This is a genomic window from Rhodococcus sp. 05-2255-3B1 (genome assembly GCF_002258545.1).
Classification (GTDB): Bacteria; Actinomycetota; Actinomycetes; order Mycobacteriales; family Mycobacteriaceae; genus Rhodococcoides.
Genome location: NZ_NOZC01000031.1, coordinates 199059 through 219664, shown reverse-complemented (window position 1 = coordinate 219664; position 20606 = coordinate 199059). Strand labels below are relative to the sequence as shown.

The window sequence follows — 20606 nt, the reverse complement described above, 5'->3', positions numbered from 1 at the left end:
CGTGTTTCGGTTCGTGCGACGCTGTCTGTCGTGTCTGCTCATCCTCTCGACGACCCCGTTCGTTGTTCCCTCGAGGGCTCGCTCTCGCGGTTCGCCGTCAGCCGCGGACGGATCGTGCGGGCCGATCCCGAGGTGTCTCCGTTCCTGGTGCACCCCGACGTGCTCGAGTCCCAGGACTGGGACGACATCGCCGCTCTGTTCGGGCCACGCACCGTCGTAGGGCTGAACGGTCCGGAACGCGCACTGCCCGAGGGGTGGTCGCATGTGGAGACATTCGGTTTGGTGCAGCTGGTCGGCACGCATCTCGAGACGCGGCCCTTCGCCGAGGCGGTCGAGCTGACGGCTGCGGACGTCCCGGAGATGCTCGATCTGGTCGGCCGCACCGAGCCGGGACCGTTCCTGCCCCGCACCATCGAACTCGGCATGTACCTCGGTGTTCGACGCGATGGCGCGCTGATCGCGATGGCGGGCGAGCGCATGCACCCTCCGGGGTGGACGGAGATCAGCGCGGTGTGCACCGACCCGGCCTTCCGCGGACAGGGTCTGGCGACGGATCTGGTTCGCGCCGTCGGTCACGGTATTCGCGGCCGCGGTGAGGAGCCGTTCCTGCATGCGTCGGACGCGAACGGCCGCGCCATCGAGCTCTACCTCGCCATCGGATTCGAGTTGCGTCGAACCTCGCAGCTGACGTTGGTCCGTACGCCCGCGTCGAACTCGGGATAGGTTCCGAAATTCGCTGTTGCGCGCTCTGAGCCCGAAGGCATACCGTTACCTGTGCGAACAAATCGGGATGTGATCTACGACGACGGATTGGTCCGTCTCGACGAGGCAGGCGTCACCCTGAGGTACTACTACTTCCCCTTCGCCACGAAGAAATTCGTGCCCTACGGCAGGATTCGCGCGGTCGATACCGCTGTTCTCGGCAACTGGAACGGGCGGTGGCGGCTGTGGGGTGCGTCCTGGATCGACCAGTGGCTTCCGCTGGACGTGATGCGTCCCAAGAAGGACACTGCAGTGGTGCTCACCATCCGCCGCATCTCGCCGGTCTTCACCCCCGACGATCCTGAATCGGTTGCCCATCTGATTCGCGAGCGCATGACCGCACGGCAGTGACGCGCCCCGATGAGCGGTTCACGCTCGCCAGTGAGCGCACCTTTCTCGCCTGGCTGAGGACGTCGCTCGGGCTCCTGGCCGGCGGAATCGCGATCGTTCACCTGGTTCCCGATTTCAGTACGGGATGGGTTCGGACGACCCTCGGTCTGATTCTCATCGGCCTCGCCGCAGCGGCACCGATCATCGGCCTACGGCGGTGGCTGCGCGTTCGACATGCTCTGGAGAACGGTGCACCGATGCCGGAGTCTCGAGACCTGTGGATCTTCGCGATCGGTATCGGTGCGGTGGCTTTGCTGGCTGCAGTGGTCACGGTTCTGGGGATCCAGTAGTACTCAGCCGACCACCGCGGGTGCACAATCGAAGAACTAGGACGACCAACGACAGGAGTTCGGCGTGGCGCAGGGTCTCAAACTCGGTTACAAGGCATCGGCGGAGCAGTTCGGACCGCGGGAGTTGGTCGAGCTCGGTGTGCTGGCCGAGCAGCACGGTATGGATTCGGCGACGGTCAGTGACCACTTCCAGCCGTGGCGTCACGAGGGTGGCCATGCGCCGTTCTCGCTGGCATGGATGACGGCCGTCGGTGAACGCACCAACACGATCCAGCTCGGCACCTCGGTGCTGACGCCGACGTTCCGCTACAACCCGTCGGTCATCGCGCAGGCGTTCGCGACCATGGGCTGCCTGTATCCCGGACGCATCATGCTCGGTGTGGGTACCGGTGAGGCGCTGAACGAGATCGCCACCGGGTTCACCGGCGAATGGCCGGAGTTCAAGGAACGATTCGCGCGCCTGCGTGAGTCGGTGCGGTTGATGCGTGAGCTGTGGCTCGGCGACCGGGTCGACTTCGAGGGCGAGTACTACACGACCAAGGGCGCGTCGATCTACGACGTCCCCGAGGGCGGCATCCCGGTCTACATCGCCGCAGGCGGACCCGTCGTCGCGCGGTATGCAGGACGCGCGGGCGACGGATTCATCTGCACCTCGGGCAAGGGCATGGAGCTCTACACCGACAAACTGCTTCCCGCGGTGGAAGAGGGCGCGGGCAAGGCCGAGCGCGACGCCGGTGAGATCGACAGGATGATCGAGATCAAGATCAGCTACGACACCGATCCCGAACTGGCGCTGGAGAATTGCCGCTTCTGGGCCCCGCTGTCACTGACGCCGGAGCAGAAGCACTCGATCGACGATCCGATCGAGATGGAGAAGGCCGCCGACGAGCTGCCGATCGAACAGGTCGCCAAGCGCTGGATCGTGGCATCGGACCCGGACGAGGCAGTGGAGAAGGTCAAGCAGTACACCGACGCAGGCCTGAACCACCTGGTGTTCCACGCACCGGGCCACGATCAGAAGCGGTTCCTCGAACTGTTCGAGAAGGACCTCGCGCCGCGCCTGCGCAAGCTCGGCTGACTCCCGACGAGATCAGCGATCGGCCGTGAGTGCGAACAATCGCATGTCGCGGTCGGTCCTGGTCTCGTATTCGCCGTACACCTCGACCATCGCGTCGAACTGGCGGTAGATGCGTGCCTTCTCGTCGCCGGTGATGCGGGTGGCCGTCACCGGAATCTTCTTGCCGCCGATGGCCACGACGGCCTTCGGGTCGGCGAGCAGGTTCGACGTCCACGCCGGGTGGTGCTGCTGACCGAAATTCGATCCGACGACGTAGATCTTGTCGGCCTCCCGGTAGTACAGCAGCGGGCTGGTCCTGGGTTTGCCGGATTTGCGGCCGGTGGTGGTCAGCAACACCACCGGTGCCGCGATGGGGCCGAGGACGGTGAAGCGGCCGTCGGACTTGGTCAGCAACCACCGGTCGACGCCTGCGAGGTTCCTGATGACCCACGAACCGGGCTTCGTCGACGCGAACTTCACGGCAGGCTTGCGGATGAACGAGGTTTCGCTGCCCCAGCGCACATCCGGGAACGGTGATTCGGCCATGGTTCATGGGACAACCCGACCGCGCCCGGTGTCAACACCGCAACCACTGGGCAGGAGTGGAGCCTGCGGAACGACCCCTACTAGGCTGGCGGGCATGGCTGAGCCCAGCGGCACCGACGCGTCGGACATGTATCCCTCGAGCATCTACATCGCGTCACCGGAAGGGGACACCGGGAAGTCGACCATCGCGCTCGGTGTGCTGCAGATGCTCGCCGCGTCCGCGGCCAGGGTCGGGGTGTTTCGTCCCATCGCCCGCTCCACCGACGAGCCGGATTACATCCTCGAGTTGCTCGTCGAGCACACCACCGCAGATCTGACGTACGAGCAGTCGCTCGGTGTCACGTACGAGCAGGTGCACGCCGATGCGGATGCAGCGCTCAGCGAGATCGTCAACCGGTACCACGAGGTGGCCGCTCAGTGCGACGCCGTGGTGATCGTGGGCAGCGACTACACCGACGTCGGCAGCCCGAGTGAGCTCGGTTTCAATGCCCGCATTGCCGTCAATCTCGGCGCCCCCGTGCTGCTTGCGCTGCGCGGGTCCGGTCGCACGCCCGACGAGATCGCGCAGCTGGCCACTCTGTGCCACGGCGAGCTGCGTCAGCATCATGCCCACCTGGCTGCGATCGTGGCCAACCGTTGCGCGCCGGACGATCTCGATGCGGTGACCGACGCCTTGGCGTCGGTCGGCGTGCCTGCGTGGTCGCTACCGGAGATCCCACTGCTCGTCGCGCCGACGATGGCGGAGCTGCTCGAGGCGGTGGACGGTTCCCTGTACTCCGGTGACTCGTCGCTGCTGCAGCGAGAAGCGTTGCGGGTCATGGTCGGTGGTATGACGGCCGAACACATCCTCGAACGCCTCACCGAGGGCGTCGTCGTCATCGCGCCGGCGGACCGATCGGACGTACTGCTTGCTCTCGTCAATGCCCATGAGGCGGAGGGTTTTCCGTCGCTGGCCGGCATCATCATGAACGGCGGCATCGAACCCCATCCGGCGATCGCTCGTCTGGTGGCAGGGCTCGGCCCCCGGTTGCCGATTCTGACCACCGAGCTCGGCACCTTCGACACCGCCTCCGCTGCAGCGCAGACGCGCGGCCGCGTGGCGGTGGGATCGCAGCGCAAGGTGGACACCGCACTCGGACTGATGGAACAGCGGGTCGACGCGAAAACCCTTCTGGGGCGGCTCGACATCGCCATCCCCACCATCACGACCCCGCAGATGTTCGAGTACCAGCTGATCCACCGAGCCCGCGCCGACCGCAAGCACATCGTGCTTCCGGAGGGCGGTGACGATCGCATCCTCCGGGCTGCCGGACGTCTGCTGCAGCGTCAGGTCGCGGACCTGACGATCCTCGGCGAGGAGGGCCCCATTCGACGACGCGCATCGGAACTGGGCGTCGATCTGGACAGCGCTACGGTTCTCGACCCCAAGAACTGCGACTACGCCGAGGACTTCGCCGCCGAGTACACCGAGCTGCGCAAACACAAGGGCATGACGATCGACCGTGCCCGCGAGATCATGGCCGACATCTCGTACTTCGGAACGATGATGGTGCACAAGGGAATTGCCGACGGCATGGTCTCCGGTGCCGCGCACACCACCGCGCACACCATCAAGCCGTCGTTCGAGATCATCAAGACGACCGAGGGCGTGTCGACCGTGTCGTCGATCTTCCTGATGTGCCTGTCCGATCGTGTTCTCGCCTACGGCGACTGCGCCGTCGTACCCGACCCGACGGCCGAGCAACTCGCCGACATCGCCGTGTCCTCCGCGCAGACAGCAGCCCAGTTCGGTATCGAGCCGCGGGTGGCGATGCTGTCGTACTCCACCGGCGAGTCCGGTTCCGGAGCCGATGTCGACAAGGTACGGCAAGCCACAGCACTTGTGCGCGAACGCAATCCGGAACTGCTCGTGGAGGGTCCGATTCAGTACGACGCGGCGATCGAACCGTCCGTCGCCGCGTCGAAGCTGCCCGACTCCGACGTTGCAGGGCGTGCGACGGTGTTCATCTTCCCGGACCTCAACACCGGCAACAACACCTACAAGGCCGTCCAGCGCAGTGCCGGTGCGGTCGCCGTCGGACCCGTTCTGCAGGGCCTGCGCAAGCCCGTCAACGATCTCTCGCGCGGCGCGCTGGTCGAGGACATCGTCAACACCGTCGCCATCACCGCGATTCAGGCACAGGGCATCGCCGCGGCCGATGGGGAGGGCAAGTGAGCATCCTCGTCGTCAACTCCGGCTCGTCCTCGGTCAAGTTCCAACTGGTCGACCCCGGCTCGGGGGAGTCCGTGGCCAGCGGGCTCGTCGAGCGCATCGGTGAGTCCGACGGACGCGTCGAACTCGACCACCGGGGCGAGACCGTCGAGCGAGTCCAGCGCATCGACGATCACGGTGCCGGTCTGGCCCTGGCCTTCGAGATGCTCGCCGACGCAGGCGTCGAACTGGAATCGGTCACCGCCGTCGGGCACCGTGTGGTCCACGGCGGGACGGTCTTCTACCGTCCGACGATCATCGACGACTCCGTCGTGCAACAGATCTCCGATCTGAGCAACCTTGCACCGCTGCACAATCCGCCGAACGTGCTGGGCATCGAGGTCGCCAGGAAGCAACTGCCGAACGTGCCGCACGTGGCCGTGTTCGACACGGCCTTCTTTCATTCCCTGCCCGACGCCGCCGCGACCTACGCCATCGACGCAACCGTCGCTGCCGAGCACGACATTCGGCGCTACGGCTTCCACGGCACCTCGCATCGGTACGTGTCCGAGCAGGTGGCGCAGTTCCTCGGTCGCGACCTCGCCGACATCGACCAGATCGTGCTGCATCTGGGCAACGGTGCCTCGGCCTCGGCCGTCGCAGGGGGCAAGGCGGTCGACACCTCGATGGGACTGACTCCACTCGAAGGGCTCGTGATGGGTACCCGCAGTGGGGATATCGACCCCGGTGTGATCATGCACCTGCGGCGCAGTGCAGGCATGAGCGTCGACGACATCGACGACCTGCTCAACCGTCGCTCCGGCCTGATCGGACTGTCCGGGGTCAACGACTTCAGGCAACTGCAGCAGCGCATCGACGACGGGGACGCCTCGGCACGTCTGGCGTACGAGGTCTACATTCATCGTCTCCGCAAGTACATTGGCGCGTACATGATCGGCTTGGGCAAACTCGACGCCATCACGTTCACCGCCGGTGTCGGTGAGAACGCCGCAGCGGTGCGTGCGGATGCCCTGGCGAATCTCGAGGGCTTCGGCATCGAGATCGACGCCGAGCGTAATGCCCTGCGCAGCAAGCAGGCTCGGGTGATCTCGACCGACGCGTCTGCCGTCACGGTGTTGGTGGTGCCGACCGACGAGGAGCTGGCGATCGCTCGTGCGGCGGACGACCTCGTCCGAGGAGGCAGCTAGAACAGCGCTGCAGTCAGAAGAGCGACCGTGGTCTGATCGCGTTCGCCAGATCCACCAGCGAGAAGCGGTGGGCGCGATCGGTGGCGTTGCGGGCCAGTGCGCGAAGGCCCTTCTCGGTGCCGCGCCGCAACCCGTCCTCGGTGAACGGGACGCTGAGAATGGGTTCTCGCTCGGCTGTGGCGGCGTGGCCGGAGACGATCCAGTCCAGGGCCATCGCCAGCACCAGCGTCCGCATCTGCAACGCCCGGCTCTCGGCTTTGGGTAGCAGCGCCACTCGACGTGCTGCAGAACGGAAATCGGCCTCGGACAGCTCGGCTCGCGAGCGATCCATCAGCAACGTCAACACGCTGGTCATGCGGGCCATGGAGTAGTGCCGCGAGCTGATCGGCACCTGATCGAGCGCGGCGATGGCACCGGTCTGATCGCCGCGGCGCTGCAACTGCCTCGCCAGGCCGAACGCCGAGCTGACGATGCCACGATTGGTTCGCCACACCGCTCGGTACAGGCCCTCGGCGCGGGCCCGCCACTTCTCGGCTTCCTCCTTGTCACCCGCGGCCACATGCCCGAGCAGTTCCGACGTGGCTCCGAGAGCGAGCTTGGGCGCGAGTTCGCCGGGCATCGCACCGAGCACGTTGTCGAAATGGGTGAACGCAGAATCGTATTCGTGATGCAGCAGCGCGATCAGGCCCGCGTACCACTGCACCCGCCAGGGGTCGGCAGTGTGGTCGGTCGACTGCACCTTCGCCAGGATGTCGGTTGCATCGACGACGTTCCCGAGATCCAGGTGGGCCTTGACCTCGGCGAGCGTGATCTCGAGGCTCAGTTCCACCGGACTCGACGAACCTGCGGAGCGGCCCGATTCGGCTCCGGCGGTGACGCGTTCGATGCCGTTGCGTTTGGCGTGCTGCAGCGAGTCCAGGGTCTGTCGCGGTTCGACGTGTACGGCCGCCGCCAGCAACGGCGCGCTCGGATCGTTGGGGTCCACCAGTGGAACCGGAAGCGCAGCAACCACTTCGGCGGCCGTCATTCGTTCGTGGCGTACCGTACCGTCCACGTAGGTGTCGGTGCGTCCCACCGACTGCTCGGTGCCGAAGGTCGTACGGGGCGGGCTGAACACCGTCGACAGTCCGGGCCGCTCGACACCTGTCCTGATGGCCAGAATCTCACGCAGCACGCCGGTGGCCTGCCCGGCCAACTCGTCCGCGGATCGGAACCGCCGAGTGGGGTCCTCGTGCGTCGCGCGCAGCAGCAGTCGATGCAACGACGGAAACTGCTGTAGCACTTCGGATTCCTCGGCCGAGGGAAGTCCGTCCAGGTACTTGCCGTTCTTCGACGGCATGTCCAGCGTCAACACCGCGAGTGTGCGGCCGACGGTGAAGATGTCCGACGCCACCGTCGGTCCCGTCTTCACGATCTCCGGTGCCTGATAGCCCACCGTGCCGTACAGGTAGCCGTAGTCCTCGATGCCCGCGACCGCGCCGAGGTCGATGAGTTTGATCTGGTCGTCGGAGACCATGATGTTCTCCGGTTTGAGGTCGTTGTAGACCAGCCCGATCGAATGCAGATAGCCCAGTGCCGGAAGCACTTCGAGTACGTAGGCCAACGCTTGCTCGACGGGCAGACGGGCACCGTCACCGCAGGCGGTGAGGATGTCGCGCAGCGAACGGCCGCCGACGTATTCCATCACGATGAAGCCGACGGTCGAGCCGTCGCTGCGGGGTTGCTCGACGAAGTTGTAGATCTTCACCACGCCGGGGTGGGCGACCTCGGCGAGGAACTGTCGCTCCGCGACCGCGACCGCGTGCGCCTCTTCGTCCCCGAAATGCAGCAGTCCCTTGAGGACCACCCAGCGGTCACTGACATTGCGGTCGATGGCGAGGTAGATCCAGCCGAGTCCACCGTGTGCGATGCAGCCCTGCACGTCGTACTGGCCGACCACGCGATCGCCCGGCTCGAGCAGTGGGGTGAAGTCGAACGTGGCGCCGCAGTGCGGGCAGATACCCATCGCCACGTCGGGCTCACCCGGTTCGCTGCGACCGACCTTGGCATTGCACTTCCAACAGAACCGTTTGTGCTGCGGCACCGTCGGATCCGACATCACTGCAGTGGCGGGATCGATCGGTTCGACGCGAGGCACGTCCACCAGACCGCCGCCGAGCCGTCGCCGAATGCCGGTGCTGCGCGATCGACCGGATCTCGATCGACCCGTCTTGGAGCGGGTGGAAGCGGACTGTGACGCCGTCGGGGTCGGATCGCCGACCGTCGACCGCGAGACGGCCTGAGTACGCTCGACGCCGTCCGTTCCCGACACTGCTTGCGTTCTCGACACCGCCCGGGTGCGCTCGCTGTCGTCGGTGCGCGAGACCGCCTGCGTTCGCTCCGCCGGGGCCGTGGGCTGCTGTTCGTCGTCCATGTCCAGGCCCCTAATCGCTGTACGTCGCGCTGGGCGGACCGGGGGAGGGACCGAGCACCGTCAGCCAACGATCGTAGATGCGATTCCAGGTGCCGTCGGAGCGGATGCGCGCCAACGTCCCGTTGACGAAGCGCACCAGATCCTCGTTGTTCTTGTTGATCCCCACCCCGTACGGCTCCGGGCTCAGGCTGTCACCGACGATCTCGAGGTAGGGATCCTGAGCGGCGAGACCGGCGAGGATCGCGTCGTCGGTGCTGATGGCGTCGACCTGCCGTTGCTGCAGCACCACAAGGCAATCCGACCACATCGGCACCGTCACCACCGTCGCGGCGGGTTGGACGCGTTGAACGCGTCGCAGCGAGGTGGTGCCCTCCACTGCGCACACTCTCTTGCCCGCCAGATCCTCGACACCGCGGATGCCCGATCCCTGCACCACCAGAACACGGTGCTGCGCTTGGAAGTACACGGTGGAGAACTGGACATCCTTGCGGCGAGCACACGTGATGGTCATGGTCTTGACCACCATGTCCACCGAAGAATCCTGCAGAGCTTCGAGCCGCTGCGCAGAGGTGAGGATGCGAAAGTCCAATCGATTCGGATCGCCGAACAGATCTCGTGAGACTTCCCGCGCGATGTCGACATCGAACCCGACCAGCTGGCCGGTCATCGGATCACGGAAGCTGAAAAGATTGCTGCCCGTGTCCAACCCGACGACCAACCGGCCCTTGGCGCGCAATGCGTCGACGGTCGGTTGTGGCGGCGGCGGAGCATCGGTGCCTGCCTGCAGCGGGCGCAGGCTGGCAGTGGGGCGCGCGCACTCGTCGTCGGCGGGACTTTCGGTGGGGCGGGCGGCGACGGACGCGCCGTCCGGTAGCGGCGGTTCGGTGAACGTCGTCTCCGCTTGCGGCGGTGCGTTTTCCGGCGTGGCGCAGCCGACCACCAGGGAGGTGACCAGAATGCCAACGGCGAGTAGACGTTTCACAGGTACTCACGCAGCCTCGGGAAGAGGCCGACACCGAAGGCGATCGACGCGAAGACGGTGAGCACGTAGGCACCGTTCGACAGTCCGGACAGCACCCACACCGATCGGTCGATGTTGGACCGCAGTTCGCTTCGCGCATTCTCGATTCCGTCGACCAGAACGCTGTCGAGCGCGGTGAACGCGGCCGCCGAATCGGACTCGCCCGATCCGGTGGCGATGGAGACCGCGCCGTTGAAATCGCCGACCTCGAGGGCGGAGTCGATCCTCGAGTGCGAGACCGACCACGTGTTCAGTGCATCGATCACCGTGGTGTCGCCCTGGAACATCTCGGTGAGCCGAGAGACGTTGGCGTCGAACGATTCTCCGTAATCCTGGCCGCCGCCGCGACGAGCGAGGTCGAGTGTCTCGTCCGCTCTGGCCTGTTGCGCCAGAATGAAACCCGTCGTGTAGGACTTCAACGGGGACACTCCACGGTCGATCGCACGATCGGTGGCAATCGAGGAAATCAGTCCCACCACCAGCATCCAGCCGAGCAGTCCGGCGACAGCAACTGTGGCAGTGAGGAATCCGGCGTTCAACGTTCGGCGGGTGGTCCGCGACAGATACCACTGAGCCAGGCCGGTCAACAGCAACAGGAACACCAGCGAGCCGATCGCGAACAGGGGAGGACTGGTGAATCGTTCCTGATCGGCCGAGACTCGCGACGCCTGTTCGGTGTACAACTTCTCGGCCAGCGGCAGCAAACTCGACTGCATCATGGTCGACGCCTCGCCGAGATACGCCGCGCCCACCGGATTTCCGCTGCGGTTGTTGGCTCGCGCAGTCTCGACCAGACCGCTGTACACCGGCAACCCGGCCGCGATCTGGGTGAGCACCGCGCTCGTGGCCGCGTCGTTCTCGGTCACCCCGGCCGAGGCCGCGATCAGCTCGGACGATGCCTCGCCGAGCGCCTGCGAGTAGCGCTCGCGTACCTCGGGCGGTTCGAGACCACCGGCGATGAACGCGGTGGCCGCGGCCGCGTCGGCCACCGACAGAGCCCCGTACAGATTCTGTGCCGAGTTCGCGAAGGGCTCGGTGCGCACCAACAGGGTGCCCAGGGTGTCGACCCGATCGGTCACGGCCGTGGACGCGAGATTTCCGACCGTCAGCGCGAGCACCACCAGCGCGATTCCCATCGCGACCAACCGCGCGGGCGTCGAGCGCATCGTGTAGCGAACCGGTGGCTTGCCTGCAGCGACACCGACGTGTGTGGCCGTTGTCGGGGGGACGGCAGCGGAGGGGGTAATACCGGCCGCGATCACGCACCCGAGCATATAAGTAGGCGGACGGTACTGCAGCCACTACAGGCAGGTGATTCACCTAGGGTGGTGAGCATGCGTGGTGACGGCGACGGCTGGGTGATCGGCGAGAACGGCACTCGGCACTGGGGGAGGCACGGTGCCGCCGGCCTGTTGCTGCGCGCACCGTCCGACGCAGGCGAGCCGATGGTGTTGCTGCAGCACCGTGCCCTGTGGAGTCACCAGGGCGGAACGTGGGCACTGCCCGGCGGAGCCCGCGATTCCCACGAGAGCACGGCGCACGCGGCGGTGCGCGAGGCCCACGAAGAAGCCGGTATCACGGCCGAACAGGTCAGTGTTCGCAGCGAGCGCGTCACCGCGAGTGTCGAGAGCGGCTGGTCGTACACCACCGTCGTCGCCGACACCGATCATCCGTTGACCACCGTGCCCAACGGGGAGAGCACCGAGCTGCGCTGGGTGCCGGAGTCGGTCGTCGACGAACTCCCCTTGCACCCGGGCTTCGCGTCGAGCTGGCCGTCGCTGCGTACCGTGCCGCTGAGGGTGCTGCTCGACACCGCCAACGTGCTGGGGTCCCGGCCGAACGGATGGTGGAAGGACCGCACCGGGTCGACGAGCGCACTGCTGACCTCGCTCGCCGAGACGCTGCCTCGCACCGTCGAACTGCCCAGCGGTCAGTACGGCTGGCTCACCCGCATCGACGCCGTGCTCGAAGGCCTGGCCAGGGACGCCGTGGTGGACGACCCCCGCACCCGCACGATTCTCGCCGACGGCAGTGGCGACGACACCTTGGCCGAGCAGGCACACATCGACGGAGACCTGACCGCGCTCGTCACCGCCGACCGCGGACTACGCGACCGGCTGCCGGAATCGGTGCAGGTCCTGACGCCGTCCGCAGTACTGGGTTGGCTCTAGGCCTGCAGTGCTCGGACCAAGTCGCGGGCTGCGGCCTGTGGATCCCGCGCCTCGGTGATCGCGCGGACCACGACGATGCGATCGGCACCGGCGGCCCGAACCTGATCGACATTGGTCGCGTCGACGCCGCCGATGGCGAACCACGGCCGTTCCGGCAGCGCGTCCGCCGTCGCCCGCAGAGTCTCGAGCCCCGCAGCCTTGCGGTTGGGCTTGGTGGGCGTCGGCCACACCGGCCCGACGGCGAAGTAGTCGACGCCGTCCTCGATCGCGGCGAGCGAGGACTGGGCCCGGTTCTGCGTCGAGCGGCCGATCACCACATCCGGCCCCAGGATCTGCCGCGCGTAGTGCACCGGCAGATCACCCTGACCGAGGTGCAGCACATCCGCGCCCGAGGCCAACGCCAGATCCGCACGGTCGTTGACTGCCAACAGCGCACCGTGCCGCTTGGTCGCAGCGAGCAGAATCGCCAGCGCCGCAAGCTCGTCCTTGGCCTCGAGGGGCCCGAACTCGCGCTCGCCTGCGGAATTCTTGTCACGCAGCTGGATGATGTCGACGCCACCGGACAACGCGGCCTCGGCGAACTGCGCGAGGTCGCCCTTGTCGCGCCTGGCATCGGTACACAGGTACAGGCGAGCGGACGCAAGACGCTCACGGGGAGTCTGGTTGCGGGCGGTCTGAGATGGATGCACAAAGCGAACTGTATTCTCATGGAGGCCGCCACCGACGACGGAGTGGCCGAGAAATCGCGGGAGTCCCGAGGATCGTGGGGCTGAGAGTGGGTTCGCCGCCCTTACCGTCAATACCTGAACCCGATCATGCGGGCGCAGGGAGTGAGGACGTGAATCGCGTGCACATCGTCGTTATCGGCGGAGGCGTCATCGGGTTGTCGACGGCGCTGCGCCTGAGCCAGGACGGTCACCGAGTGGTGGTGCACGATCCCGCGCTCGGCAAGGGCGCATCCTGGGTCGCAGGCGGCATGCTGGCACCGCTGTCCGAGGGCTGGCCCGGCGAACACGAACTGCTGCACCTGGGCGCTGCGTCGCTGGCGAGATGGCCGGACTTCGCCCGACGCCTCCCCGGACCATCGGTGTTCTCCGCAACCGGATCGGTGACGGTTGCCCTCGACTCGGCCGATGCCGCCGACCTACGAACCATCGCCGAATGGGTGGGCGAACAGGGACACGAACTCGAGATTCTCGGCCGAGCACAGCTGCGTGAGCTCGAACCTGCACTGGCGCAGAACATCCGACTGGGCCTGCTGGCTCCGACCGAGTTGTCGGTGGACAATCGGGCGCTGATCGCCGCGCTCGAGCAGGGTTGCCGGGACGCGGGAGTCGAATTGGTGACCACCCCGGTGGAGACCGTGCCCGACGCCGATCAGGTGGTCCTGGCCGCCGGGGCACAGTCGGCCGCACTGTGGCCCACGCTCCCCGTCCGGCCGGTCAAAGGCGAGATCCTGCGACTGCGACGACGGCCGAGCGCCGCACCGCCGCCATCGCGCACCGTCCGCGGAACCGTGCACGGCCGCGCGATCTACCTGGTACCGCGCGGCGACGGATTGGTCGTCGGCGCAACCCAATACGAATCCGGCCAAGACACCCAGGTCACCGTCGCCGGGGTGCGAGACCTCATCGCCGACGCCGAACGACTCATGCCGAGCATCGGCGAGTACGAACTGTACGAAACCGCTGCCGGCCTGCGGCCGATGAGCCCGGACGGGTTACCGCTGATCGGCAGGCTGTCTCCCCGGTTGATCGCCGCCACCGGACACGGACGCAACGGCATCCTGCTCGCCCCCATCACCGCCGACGCCGTCGCCGCACTGGTGTCCGGCGAGACGCTACCCGAGGCGAAAGCAGCCGACCCCCAGAGATTTCCGCAGATCGAGAGGACACCATGACACAGGTCGCGATCGGTATCACCGTCAACGGTGAAGACCACCTGCTCACCGAGGACATGACCATGCGTCGGCTGCTCGAATTCCTGGGCATGCCCGAGAAGGGCATCGCCGTCGCCGTCGACGGCGACGTGCTGCCCAAGAGCCGCTGGGACAGCACCAGCGTCGAAAAGGGTTGGACCATCGACGTTCTCACGGCGGTACAGGGTGGATAGCGCACTCACCATCGCCGATCGCACTTTCGCCTCCCGGCTCATCACCGGCACCGGGGGAGCGGCCAATCTCGCGGTACTCGAGGAAGCCCTCGTCGCATCGGGAACCGAACTGACCACCGTTGCGATGCGCCGCGTCGACGCCGCCGGTGGGACGGGAGTGCTGGATCTGCTGCGCCGGTTGAACATCGCCCCGCTGCCCAACACCGCAGGCTGCCGCGGCGCGGCCGAAGCAGTGCTCACCGCGCAACTGGGCCGTGAGGCGCTCGAGACCGACTGGGTGAAACTCGAAGTGATCGCCGACGAGCGAACCCTGCTGCCCGACGCCATCGAATTGGTCACGGCCGCAGAACAACTCGTGGACGACGGCTTCCAAGTGCTCCCGTACACCACCGACGACCCGGTACTGGCCAGGCGGCTCGAGGACATCGGCTGCGTTGCCGTCATGCCGCTCGGCTCACCCATCGGCACCGGCCTCGGCATCGCAAACCCCCACAACATCGAGATGATCGTCGACGCCGCATCGGTTCCGGTGATCCTCGACGCGGGCATCGGCACCGCCAGCGACGCCACCCTTGCGATGGAACTCGGCTGCGACGCGGTGCTGCTCGCGACCGCGGTGACCCGGGCGAAGGACCCGGCGCTGATGGCGTCGGCGATGCGGAACGCGGTGGCGGCGGGATACCAGGCCCGACATGCCGGCCGCATTCCGAAACGATTCTGGGCGCAGGCCAGCTCGCCCATGTGACCGCTGTGTCGTCGGGGTAGCTCTTGTTGTGGTGTTGCTTTTTCGGCAAACGCGCGCGCGTTTGCGGAAGGCGCGCGGAATTGTGGCGGATAGGTGGGCGATTGCGCGCGCGCCTGACGAATGCGCGCGCGTTTGCCGGCGGCGGGTGTGTGGCTCGGGCTCGCCCAAGCGGCTGCTGTGTCGTCGGCGTAGCTCTTGTTCGTGGTGCTGCTTTTTCGGCAAACGCGCGCGCTTTTGCGGAACGCGCGCGGAATAGTGGCGGATAGGTGGGCGATTTCGCGCGCACGTGACGAATGCGCGCGCGTTTGCGGCTGTGGGTGTGTGGCTCCGGCTCGTCCAAGCGGCTGCTGTGTCGTCGGCGTAGCTCTTGTTTGTGGTGTTGCTTTTCCGGCAAACGCGCGCGCGTTTGCGGAAGGCGCGCGGAATAGTGGCGGATAGGTGGGCGATTTCGCGCGCGCCTGACGAATGCGCGCGCGTTTGCGGCTGTGGGTGTGCGACCCCCGTGACTCCGCGGCCCCCGTGACCCCTCAGCCCCTGTGACCCCGCGCCCGTGTGACCGACTGTCTCAGGGTGTGTGTCATCCGAAAGGATGATGCAATCGGCGACTGTGGGTCGATGTGCGGACGCTGTCGATGGGGGACAGTTGTACCCATGATCGAAGTGACAGGACTGACCAAGCAATACGGCGCGGTGACGGCGGTCGACAACCTCACCTTCACCATCAGACCCGGCATCGTGACCGGCTTCCTGGGCCCCAACGGCGCAGGCAAGTCGACGACCATGCGGATGATCCTCGGCCTCGACCGCCCCACCAAGGGAACGGCGACCATCGAGGGTAAGAACTACAGCCAGCTCAAGCAGCCACTGCGTACCGTCGGCGCTCTGCTCGACGCCAAGTGGGTGCACCCGAACCGTTCGGCGCGTGCACATCTCGAGTGGATGGCGGCCTCCAACGGCATCCCCAAGTCGCGCGTCGACGAGGTGCTGCGGCTGGTGGGACTGTCGGAGGTCGCGAAGAAGAATGCGGGCGGGTTCTCGCTCGGCATGTCGCAGCGGCTCGGACTCGCCGGCGCGTTGCTCGGTGACCCCAAGGTGTTGCTGTTCGACGAGCCGGTCAACGGACTCGATCCCGAGGGCATCGTCTGGATCCGAAAGTTCATGCAGCGCTTGGCAGCCGAGGGCCGCACGGTCCTGGTCTCGAGCCACCTGCTCTCGGAGATGGCGCAGACGGCCGAACACCTCATCGTCATCGGACGTGGCAAGCTGATCTCCGATTCGTCGGTGCAGGAATTCATCGACCACGCCTCCGAGGCGTCGGTGCGCGTCCGCAGCCCGCAGCTCGACGGTCTGCGGCAGGCGCTGACCACGGCCGGTCTGACCGTGCGCGAGCCGGACAGGACCGACGAACTTCAGCCCTCGCTCGTGGTGCTGAACTCGACCACCGACGCGATCGGCGACATCGCCGGCCGAGCCGGAATCACATTGCACGAGTTGGCCTCCCAGCGAGGCTCGCTCGAGGAAGCATTCATGAAACTCACCGGAGACACAGTGCAGTATCACGGCGCGGGAGCCGACACTCCCAACACTCAGCAAGCGATGGGCGGTGCACTCTGATGGGCGTCTTGGCAGCAGAGAGAATCAAGTTCACCTCGACCAAGTCGCCGTGGTGGTGCAGCGCGATCATCGTGGTGCTCGGTCTCGGGTTCGCGGCCATTCTGGGTTGGGCTGCGAAGTCGGCCCTGAGCCTCGACGCGCCCGAGGGTATTCCGCCCACAACCGCCGCCGATGTCGTCGGAGTCGGAGTCGGCACGTTCGGTGCCATGGTGCTGATGATCCTGGCCGCGTTGACCGTGACCAGCGAATACCGGTTCGGGATCATCCGCACCACGTTCCAGGCGGTGACCAACAGGGGATCGGTTCTGGGCGCTAAGGCGCTGTTGGTGGGCGTATACGGCGCTGTCCTGTCGTTCGCTCTTGCGGTGCTCGGGCTCGTCATCGCGAAGGCTCTGGCCGGTGAACAGGCGGGCGTGTTGCTCGGATTCGACGTGGACGGTACGTGGCGCGTTCTGTACGGAACCGCCATTCTGGCGTTCCTGCAGGTCGTTCTCGCGATCGGCGTCGGCGCTCTCGTTCGACAGTCGGCCGGTGCGATCGCGATCCTGCTGCTGTGGCCGCTGCTGATCGAGAATCTCGTCGGCCTCATTCCGAACGTCGGGGCGAAGATCCAGCCGTTCCTACCGTTCCTCAATGCCAATCACTTCCTTGGCTCCGACGGCGGAATCGACTTCCACTGGGGCCCGATCGGCGGACTGATCTACTTCGTCGCGTTCACCGCGGTGATCTTCGGGGCAGCGGTGTTCGTCGTCAATCGTCGGGACGCCTGACGCCACTCGCCGGTAGGGTGTCCGCTATGCGGATTTCCCTACTTGCAGGTAGCGCTGTCACTGTCTTGATTCTGGCCGGTTGCTCGTCCACCTCGGACGAGGAACCGGCCAGAGTTTTCGCGACACCCGACGGGCCCGGCCTGTCTGCCGCGGTCACCGAGGAGGCCTTGGTGGGGCACCTCGAACAGTTGGAATCAATCGCCGCCGACCACGACGGAAACCGCGCCGCAGGCACCGCCGGCTACGACGCCAGTGTCGATTATGTTGTCTCGCAACTCGAATCGGCCGGGTTCGAGGTCACCACCCCGGAATTCGAGTTCGAGACCTTCGAGGCGCAGACCCAAACCCTGTCGCTCGCGGGCACCGAGATTCCGGTGTTCGCACTCAGCTACTCGCCGACCACCACCGCCGAGGGGATCACCGCGCGCGTTGTCGGCGCTCCCGCCGGTGCGGACGGCTGCGAGGCAGCCGATTACACCGGCCTCGACCTGGCCGGAGCCGTCGCGGTGGTGCCGCGCGGAGTGTGCCCGTTCGGCGTGAAGCAAACCGTCGCAGCAGAACTGGGAGCGGCCGCCGCGATCATCGTCAACAACGAACCGGGACCGCTCGATTCGGGCACGCTCGGCGACGCCGACACCGCGCGGATCCCGACCGGCGGTGTCAGCCAGGAGGACGGCGCGGCCGTTCTCGCCGCACCCGAGGTGACGCTGACGCTCGTCACCGAAACCGAAACGACCACCAGTCGCAACATCATTGCGCAGACCACCACCGGTTCGACCGAGAACGTCGTGGTCACCGGTGCCCATCTCGACAGCGTCCCTGAGGGCCCCGGCATCAACGACAACGGAACCGGAACGGCGGCAGTCCTCGAGACCGCACTGCAGATGGGCAGCGCCCCCGAGATCACCAACGCGGTGCGTTTCGCGTTCTGGGGTGCCGAGGAGAACGGACTCGTCGGTTCCACCAAGTACGTCGAGGGACTGTCCGACGAGGACAAGCGAAACATCGCGCTGTACTTGAACTTCGACATGATCGGCTCGCACAACGCCGGATACCTCGCCTACGACGGAGACGACTCCGACCAGGTGGGTGAGCCCGCCGGACCGGCCGGATCCGACGCCATCGAGCGCACTTTCGTCGAGCGACTGGCCGAGGAGGGCGTAGCCGTCGACGGGACCGATTTCGACGGTCGCTCGGACTACGGCCCGTTCATCGAGGTCGGCATCCCCGCCGGCGGCGTGTTCAGCGGAGCGGACGAGAACAAGACCGCAGCGCAGGCCGAGAAGTGGGGAGGCACCGCGGATCAGACGTTCGACGAGAACTACCACACCGACCAGGACACCCTGGCGAACGTCGACCGCGCCGCACTGGCGAAGAACGGTGCGGCCGTGGCCTATGGCATCGGCGTCTACGCGCAGTCGGTGGAGGGCCCCAACGGGGTTCCGGTGGGTGCCGAGCGCGAGGCCGCGCGCGCCGAAGGGTGAGGGAAAGTATGTGTAACCGTGGGTTACGCTCGATGCTGTGAACGCAGTCGTCTCCTCGGTCGTGGAGTGGGTCCGCACCACCAACCGAGCGCCCGCGGTGGTCGGGGCGGTTCGGCGTGTGCGCCGCGCACTACCGGGTGACCCCACGTTCGGCGATCCCCTGTCGATCGACGGTCCGGGCCGAGCCCTGGCCGTCGCCCGCGTCGCCGACAGGTTCCTGGCTGCGAACGGACTCGACGACGAACCCGGCGCGTCTCGCGAAGTGGGTCTCGGGGCGCTGCAGCTGTGGCAGGCGATCCTCGAACGCGCAGGCCGAGGCCGCGGTGAGCACGATGTCACCATCGTGTTCACCGACCTCGTCGGGTTCTCGTCCTGGTCGCTCCGGGCCGGCGACACCGCGACCCTGACGTTGCTGCGCAAGGTCTCCAAGGCCGTCGAACCCGAGGTCGCATTCCGCGGCGGCCACGTCGTCAAGAGGCTGGGCGACGGCATCATGGCGGTGTTCGCCGACGTGGGCAAAGCAGTCGACGCGGTCTTCGCGGCCCGAGAGGCACTGAAGGGCGTCGACGTCGACGGCTACACCCCGACGATGCGCGTCGGCATCCACACCGGTAGCCCGCGTCAGGTGGGATCGGACTGGCTGGGCGTCGACGTCACCGTCGCCGCCCGGGTTATGCAGACCGGCGGCAACGGCAACGTGATGATCTCCGCGACTGCCCTCGAGGCGGTCCCGCCTGAGGTGCTCGACGCCTTGCACGTGGTCTCCAAGCCCTATCGCCGCAGCTTCTTCGCTCCGAAGATCAAGGGCGCACCCGACGACCTACGCATCCTCCGACTCGTGCAGTCGCCACAGCGGTGACACCGGTCCGTGGCCCGCGCCCAGATCGTAGGACGCAGCCAGACAGCGGGTGACCCACTCCTTGCCGAACGCGACCGCGTCGGGCATGGAATAGCCGTGTGCCAGCGCCGACGCGATCGATGCGGCGAGGGTATCGCCGCCGCCGTGATCGTTGCCGGTGTCGATGCGCTCGCTGGTGAACTCGAGGAAGGTGTCGCCGTCGAACAGCAGGTCGGTGCTGTGCGTCGACGTCCGCAGGTGACCGCCCTTGACCAGGGCCCACTGCGCGCCCAACCCGTGCAGGGCCTCCGCGGCGCGGTGCGCGCTCGAGTCGTCGACCACGTCGATGCCGGTGATGAGCCGAACCTCGTCGAGGTTGGGGGTGACCAGCGAGGCGATGGGGAAGAGGGTGTGGCGGATGGCGTCGAGGGCTTCCGCGTGCAGCAGTGGGTCACCGTGCATCGACGCGCACACCGGATCGACGACCAGGGGAACCGGCTGATCTCGGCCGATACCCACCTCGGTGCACACGGCCGTGACAGCTTCGATGATCGCGGTGGAGGCCAGCATTCCGGTCTTCGCTGCGCCGACCCCGATGTCGGAGACGACGGAGCGAACCTGCGCAGCGACGACGTCCGGCGGAATCTCGTGGAAGCCCGTCACGCCGACGGTGTTCTGGACCGTGACCGCAGCGACGGCGATGCAGGCGTGGACACCCAGCAAGGCCATCGTTCGACTGTCCGCCTGGATTCCGGCTCCGCCGCCGGAGTCGGTTCCGGCGATGGTCAGCGCGCGGACGGGAGTCTCGCCGTTGGGCGTGAGCGGTAGGAACTTCACGAGAGAAGACAGTACCGGCGGGCGGAGAGACGGGGGGTCGCTGCCGTCGACACGGTTTGCCGAGCAGATGGCGAAAATATGGGCTGGCCTTGAATGTTGTTGTATCACAACGTCGAACAGGGTCACTTATGATCCGTACCAGCATTGTTGTCCTGTT

20 protein-coding genes and 1 riboswitch are annotated in these 20606 nt (G+C 66.6%); of the genes, 14 read left to right on the top strand and 6 right to left on the bottom strand.

What is annotated here, in order from left to right; genetic code table 11:
* Positions 1-30: 30 nt before the first annotated feature.
* The 4 genes from CH249_RS18415 to fgd all read left to right on the top strand — a co-directional run bounded on the left by CH249_RS18415 (position 31) and on the right by fgd (position 2520).
* Entirely contained in the window at positions 31-723 is a 693-nt protein-coding gene (locus CH249_RS18415; protein ID WP_094646876.1) for a GNAT family N-acetyltransferase, read from the top strand.
* A gap of 69 nt (positions 724-792) precedes the next feature.
* Positions 793-1113: a hypothetical protein gene (locus tag CH249_RS18410; RefSeq protein WP_082073910.1), complete on the top strand. Its 321-nt coding sequence runs from the start codon at positions 793-795 to the stop codon at positions 1111-1113.
* Positions 1110-1442: a YidH family protein gene (locus CH249_RS18405; protein WP_032393753.1), complete on the top strand. Its 333-nt coding sequence runs from the start codon at positions 1110-1112 to the stop codon at positions 1440-1442. Before CH249_RS18410 ends, CH249_RS18405 begins: the two co-directional genes overlap by 4 nt.
* 64 nt (positions 1443-1506) lie before the next feature.
* On the top strand, positions 1507-2520 hold the full coding sequence (gene fgd, locus CH249_RS18400; RefSeq protein WP_032380238.1) for a glucose-6-phosphate dehydrogenase (coenzyme-F420): 1014 nt from the start codon (positions 1507-1509) through the stop codon (positions 2518-2520).
* Positions 2521-2532: 12 nt separating this feature from the next.
* On the opposite strand, the gene CH249_RS18395 is transcribed toward fgd, so the two are convergent.
* Positions 2533-3045, bottom strand: coding sequence for a nitroreductase/quinone reductase family protein (locus CH249_RS18395; protein WP_032393754.1), 513 nt, complete (start codon positions 3043-3045; stop codon positions 2533-2535).
* Between the two features lie 94 nt (positions 3046-3139).
* Between CH249_RS18395 and pta the strand changes: the two genes are divergently transcribed.
* Positions 3140-5260 (top strand): phosphate acetyltransferase, encoded by a 2121-nt coding sequence (gene pta / locus CH249_RS18390; RefSeq protein WP_176459345.1) that lies wholly within the window; start codon positions 3140-3142, stop codon positions 5258-5260.
* Positions 5257-6444: an acetate kinase gene (locus CH249_RS18385; RefSeq protein WP_094646798.1), complete on the top strand. Its 1188-nt coding sequence runs from the start codon at positions 5257-5259 to the stop codon at positions 6442-6444. Before pta ends, CH249_RS18385 begins: the two co-directional genes overlap by 4 nt.
* Positions 6445-6457: 13 nt before the next feature.
* Here the strand turns inward: CH249_RS18385 and CH249_RS18380 are convergent, their stop codons facing one another.
* Genes CH249_RS18380 through CH249_RS18370 form a run of 3 tightly spaced genes read right to left on the bottom strand, consistent with a single transcriptional unit; the run spans position 6458 to position 11140 of the window.
* Entirely contained in the window at positions 6458-8857 is a 2400-nt protein-coding gene (locus CH249_RS18380; RefSeq protein WP_094646799.1) for a serine/threonine-protein kinase, read from the bottom strand.
* Positions 8858-8867: 10 nt separating this feature from the next.
* Positions 8868-9839, bottom strand: a complete 972-nt coding sequence (locus CH249_RS18375; protein ID WP_094681953.1) for a glutamate ABC transporter substrate-binding protein — start codon at positions 9837-9839, stop codon at positions 8868-8870.
* Positions 9836-11140 (bottom strand): hypothetical protein, encoded by a 1305-nt coding sequence (locus CH249_RS18370; RefSeq protein WP_256981146.1) that lies wholly within the window; start codon positions 11138-11140, stop codon positions 9836-9838. Before CH249_RS18370 ends, CH249_RS18375 begins: the two co-directional genes overlap by 4 nt.
* 72 nt (positions 11141-11212) lie before the next feature.
* Here CH249_RS18370 and CH249_RS18365 point away from each other — a divergent pair, with 72 nt between their 5' ends.
* Positions 11213-12049 carry an NUDIX hydrolase gene (locus tag CH249_RS18365; protein ID WP_094646878.1) on the top strand — a complete coding sequence of 279 codons (837 nt, stop codon included), beginning with the start codon at positions 11213-11215 and terminating at the stop codon, positions 12047-12049.
* On the opposite strand, the gene thiE is transcribed toward CH249_RS18365, so the two are convergent.
* Positions 12046-12738: a thiamine phosphate synthase gene (gene thiE / locus CH249_RS18360; RefSeq protein ID WP_032393757.1), complete on the bottom strand. Its 693-nt coding sequence runs from the start codon at positions 12736-12738 to the stop codon at positions 12046-12048. The genes CH249_RS18365 and thiE overlap by 4 nt on opposite strands.
* 46 nt (positions 12739-12784) lie before the next feature.
* Positions 12785-12898: riboswitch (TPP riboswitch) on the top strand.
* Here thiE and thiO point away from each other — a divergent pair.
* The 7 genes from thiO to CH249_RS18325 all read left to right on the top strand — a co-directional run bounded on the left by thiO (position 12897) and on the right by CH249_RS18325 (position 19633).
* Entirely contained in the window at positions 12897-13949 is a 1053-nt protein-coding gene (gene thiO / locus CH249_RS18355; RefSeq protein ID WP_082074071.1) for a glycine oxidase ThiO, read from the top strand. It overlaps the preceding riboswitch by 2 nt.
* Positions 13946-14161, top strand: coding sequence for a sulfur carrier protein ThiS (thiS, locus tag CH249_RS18350; protein ID WP_094681952.1), 216 nt, complete (start codon positions 13946-13948; stop codon positions 14159-14161). Before thiO ends, thiS begins: the two co-directional genes overlap by 4 nt.
* Positions 14154-14906 carry a thiazole synthase gene (locus CH249_RS18345; protein WP_094646802.1) on the top strand — a complete coding sequence of 251 codons (753 nt, stop codon included), beginning with the start codon at positions 14154-14156 and terminating at the stop codon, positions 14904-14906. The genes thiS and CH249_RS18345 overlap by 8 nt, the downstream gene beginning before the upstream one ends.
* Before the next feature lie 651 nt (positions 14907-15557).
* Positions 15558-16520 carry an ABC transporter ATP-binding protein gene (locus CH249_RS18340; protein ID WP_032393761.1) on the top strand — a complete coding sequence of 321 codons (963 nt, stop codon included), beginning with the start codon at positions 15558-15560 and terminating at the stop codon, positions 16518-16520.
* On the top strand, positions 16520-17290 hold the full coding sequence (locus CH249_RS18335) for an ABC transporter permease (protein WP_045198732.1): 771 nt from the start codon (positions 16520-16522) through the stop codon (positions 17288-17290). Before CH249_RS18340 ends, CH249_RS18335 begins: the two co-directional genes overlap by 1 nt.
* 26 nt (positions 17291-17316) lie before the next feature.
* Positions 17317-18774, top strand: coding sequence for a M28 family peptidase (locus CH249_RS18330; RefSeq protein ID WP_045198733.1), 1458 nt, complete (start codon positions 17317-17319; stop codon positions 18772-18774).
* A 37-nt stretch (positions 18775-18811) separates the two neighbouring features.
* Positions 18812-19633, top strand: a complete 822-nt coding sequence (locus CH249_RS18325; protein WP_094681950.1) for an adenylate/guanylate cyclase domain-containing protein — start codon at positions 18812-18814, stop codon at positions 19631-19633.
* Here CH249_RS18325 and thiD read toward each other — a convergent pair.
* Positions 19595-20449 (bottom strand): bifunctional hydroxymethylpyrimidine kinase/phosphomethylpyrimidine kinase, encoded by an 855-nt coding sequence (gene thiD, locus CH249_RS18320; protein WP_094646804.1) that lies wholly within the window; start codon positions 20447-20449, stop codon positions 19595-19597. The genes CH249_RS18325 and thiD overlap by 39 nt on opposite strands.
* Between the last annotated feature and the right edge of the window lie 157 nt (positions 20450-20606).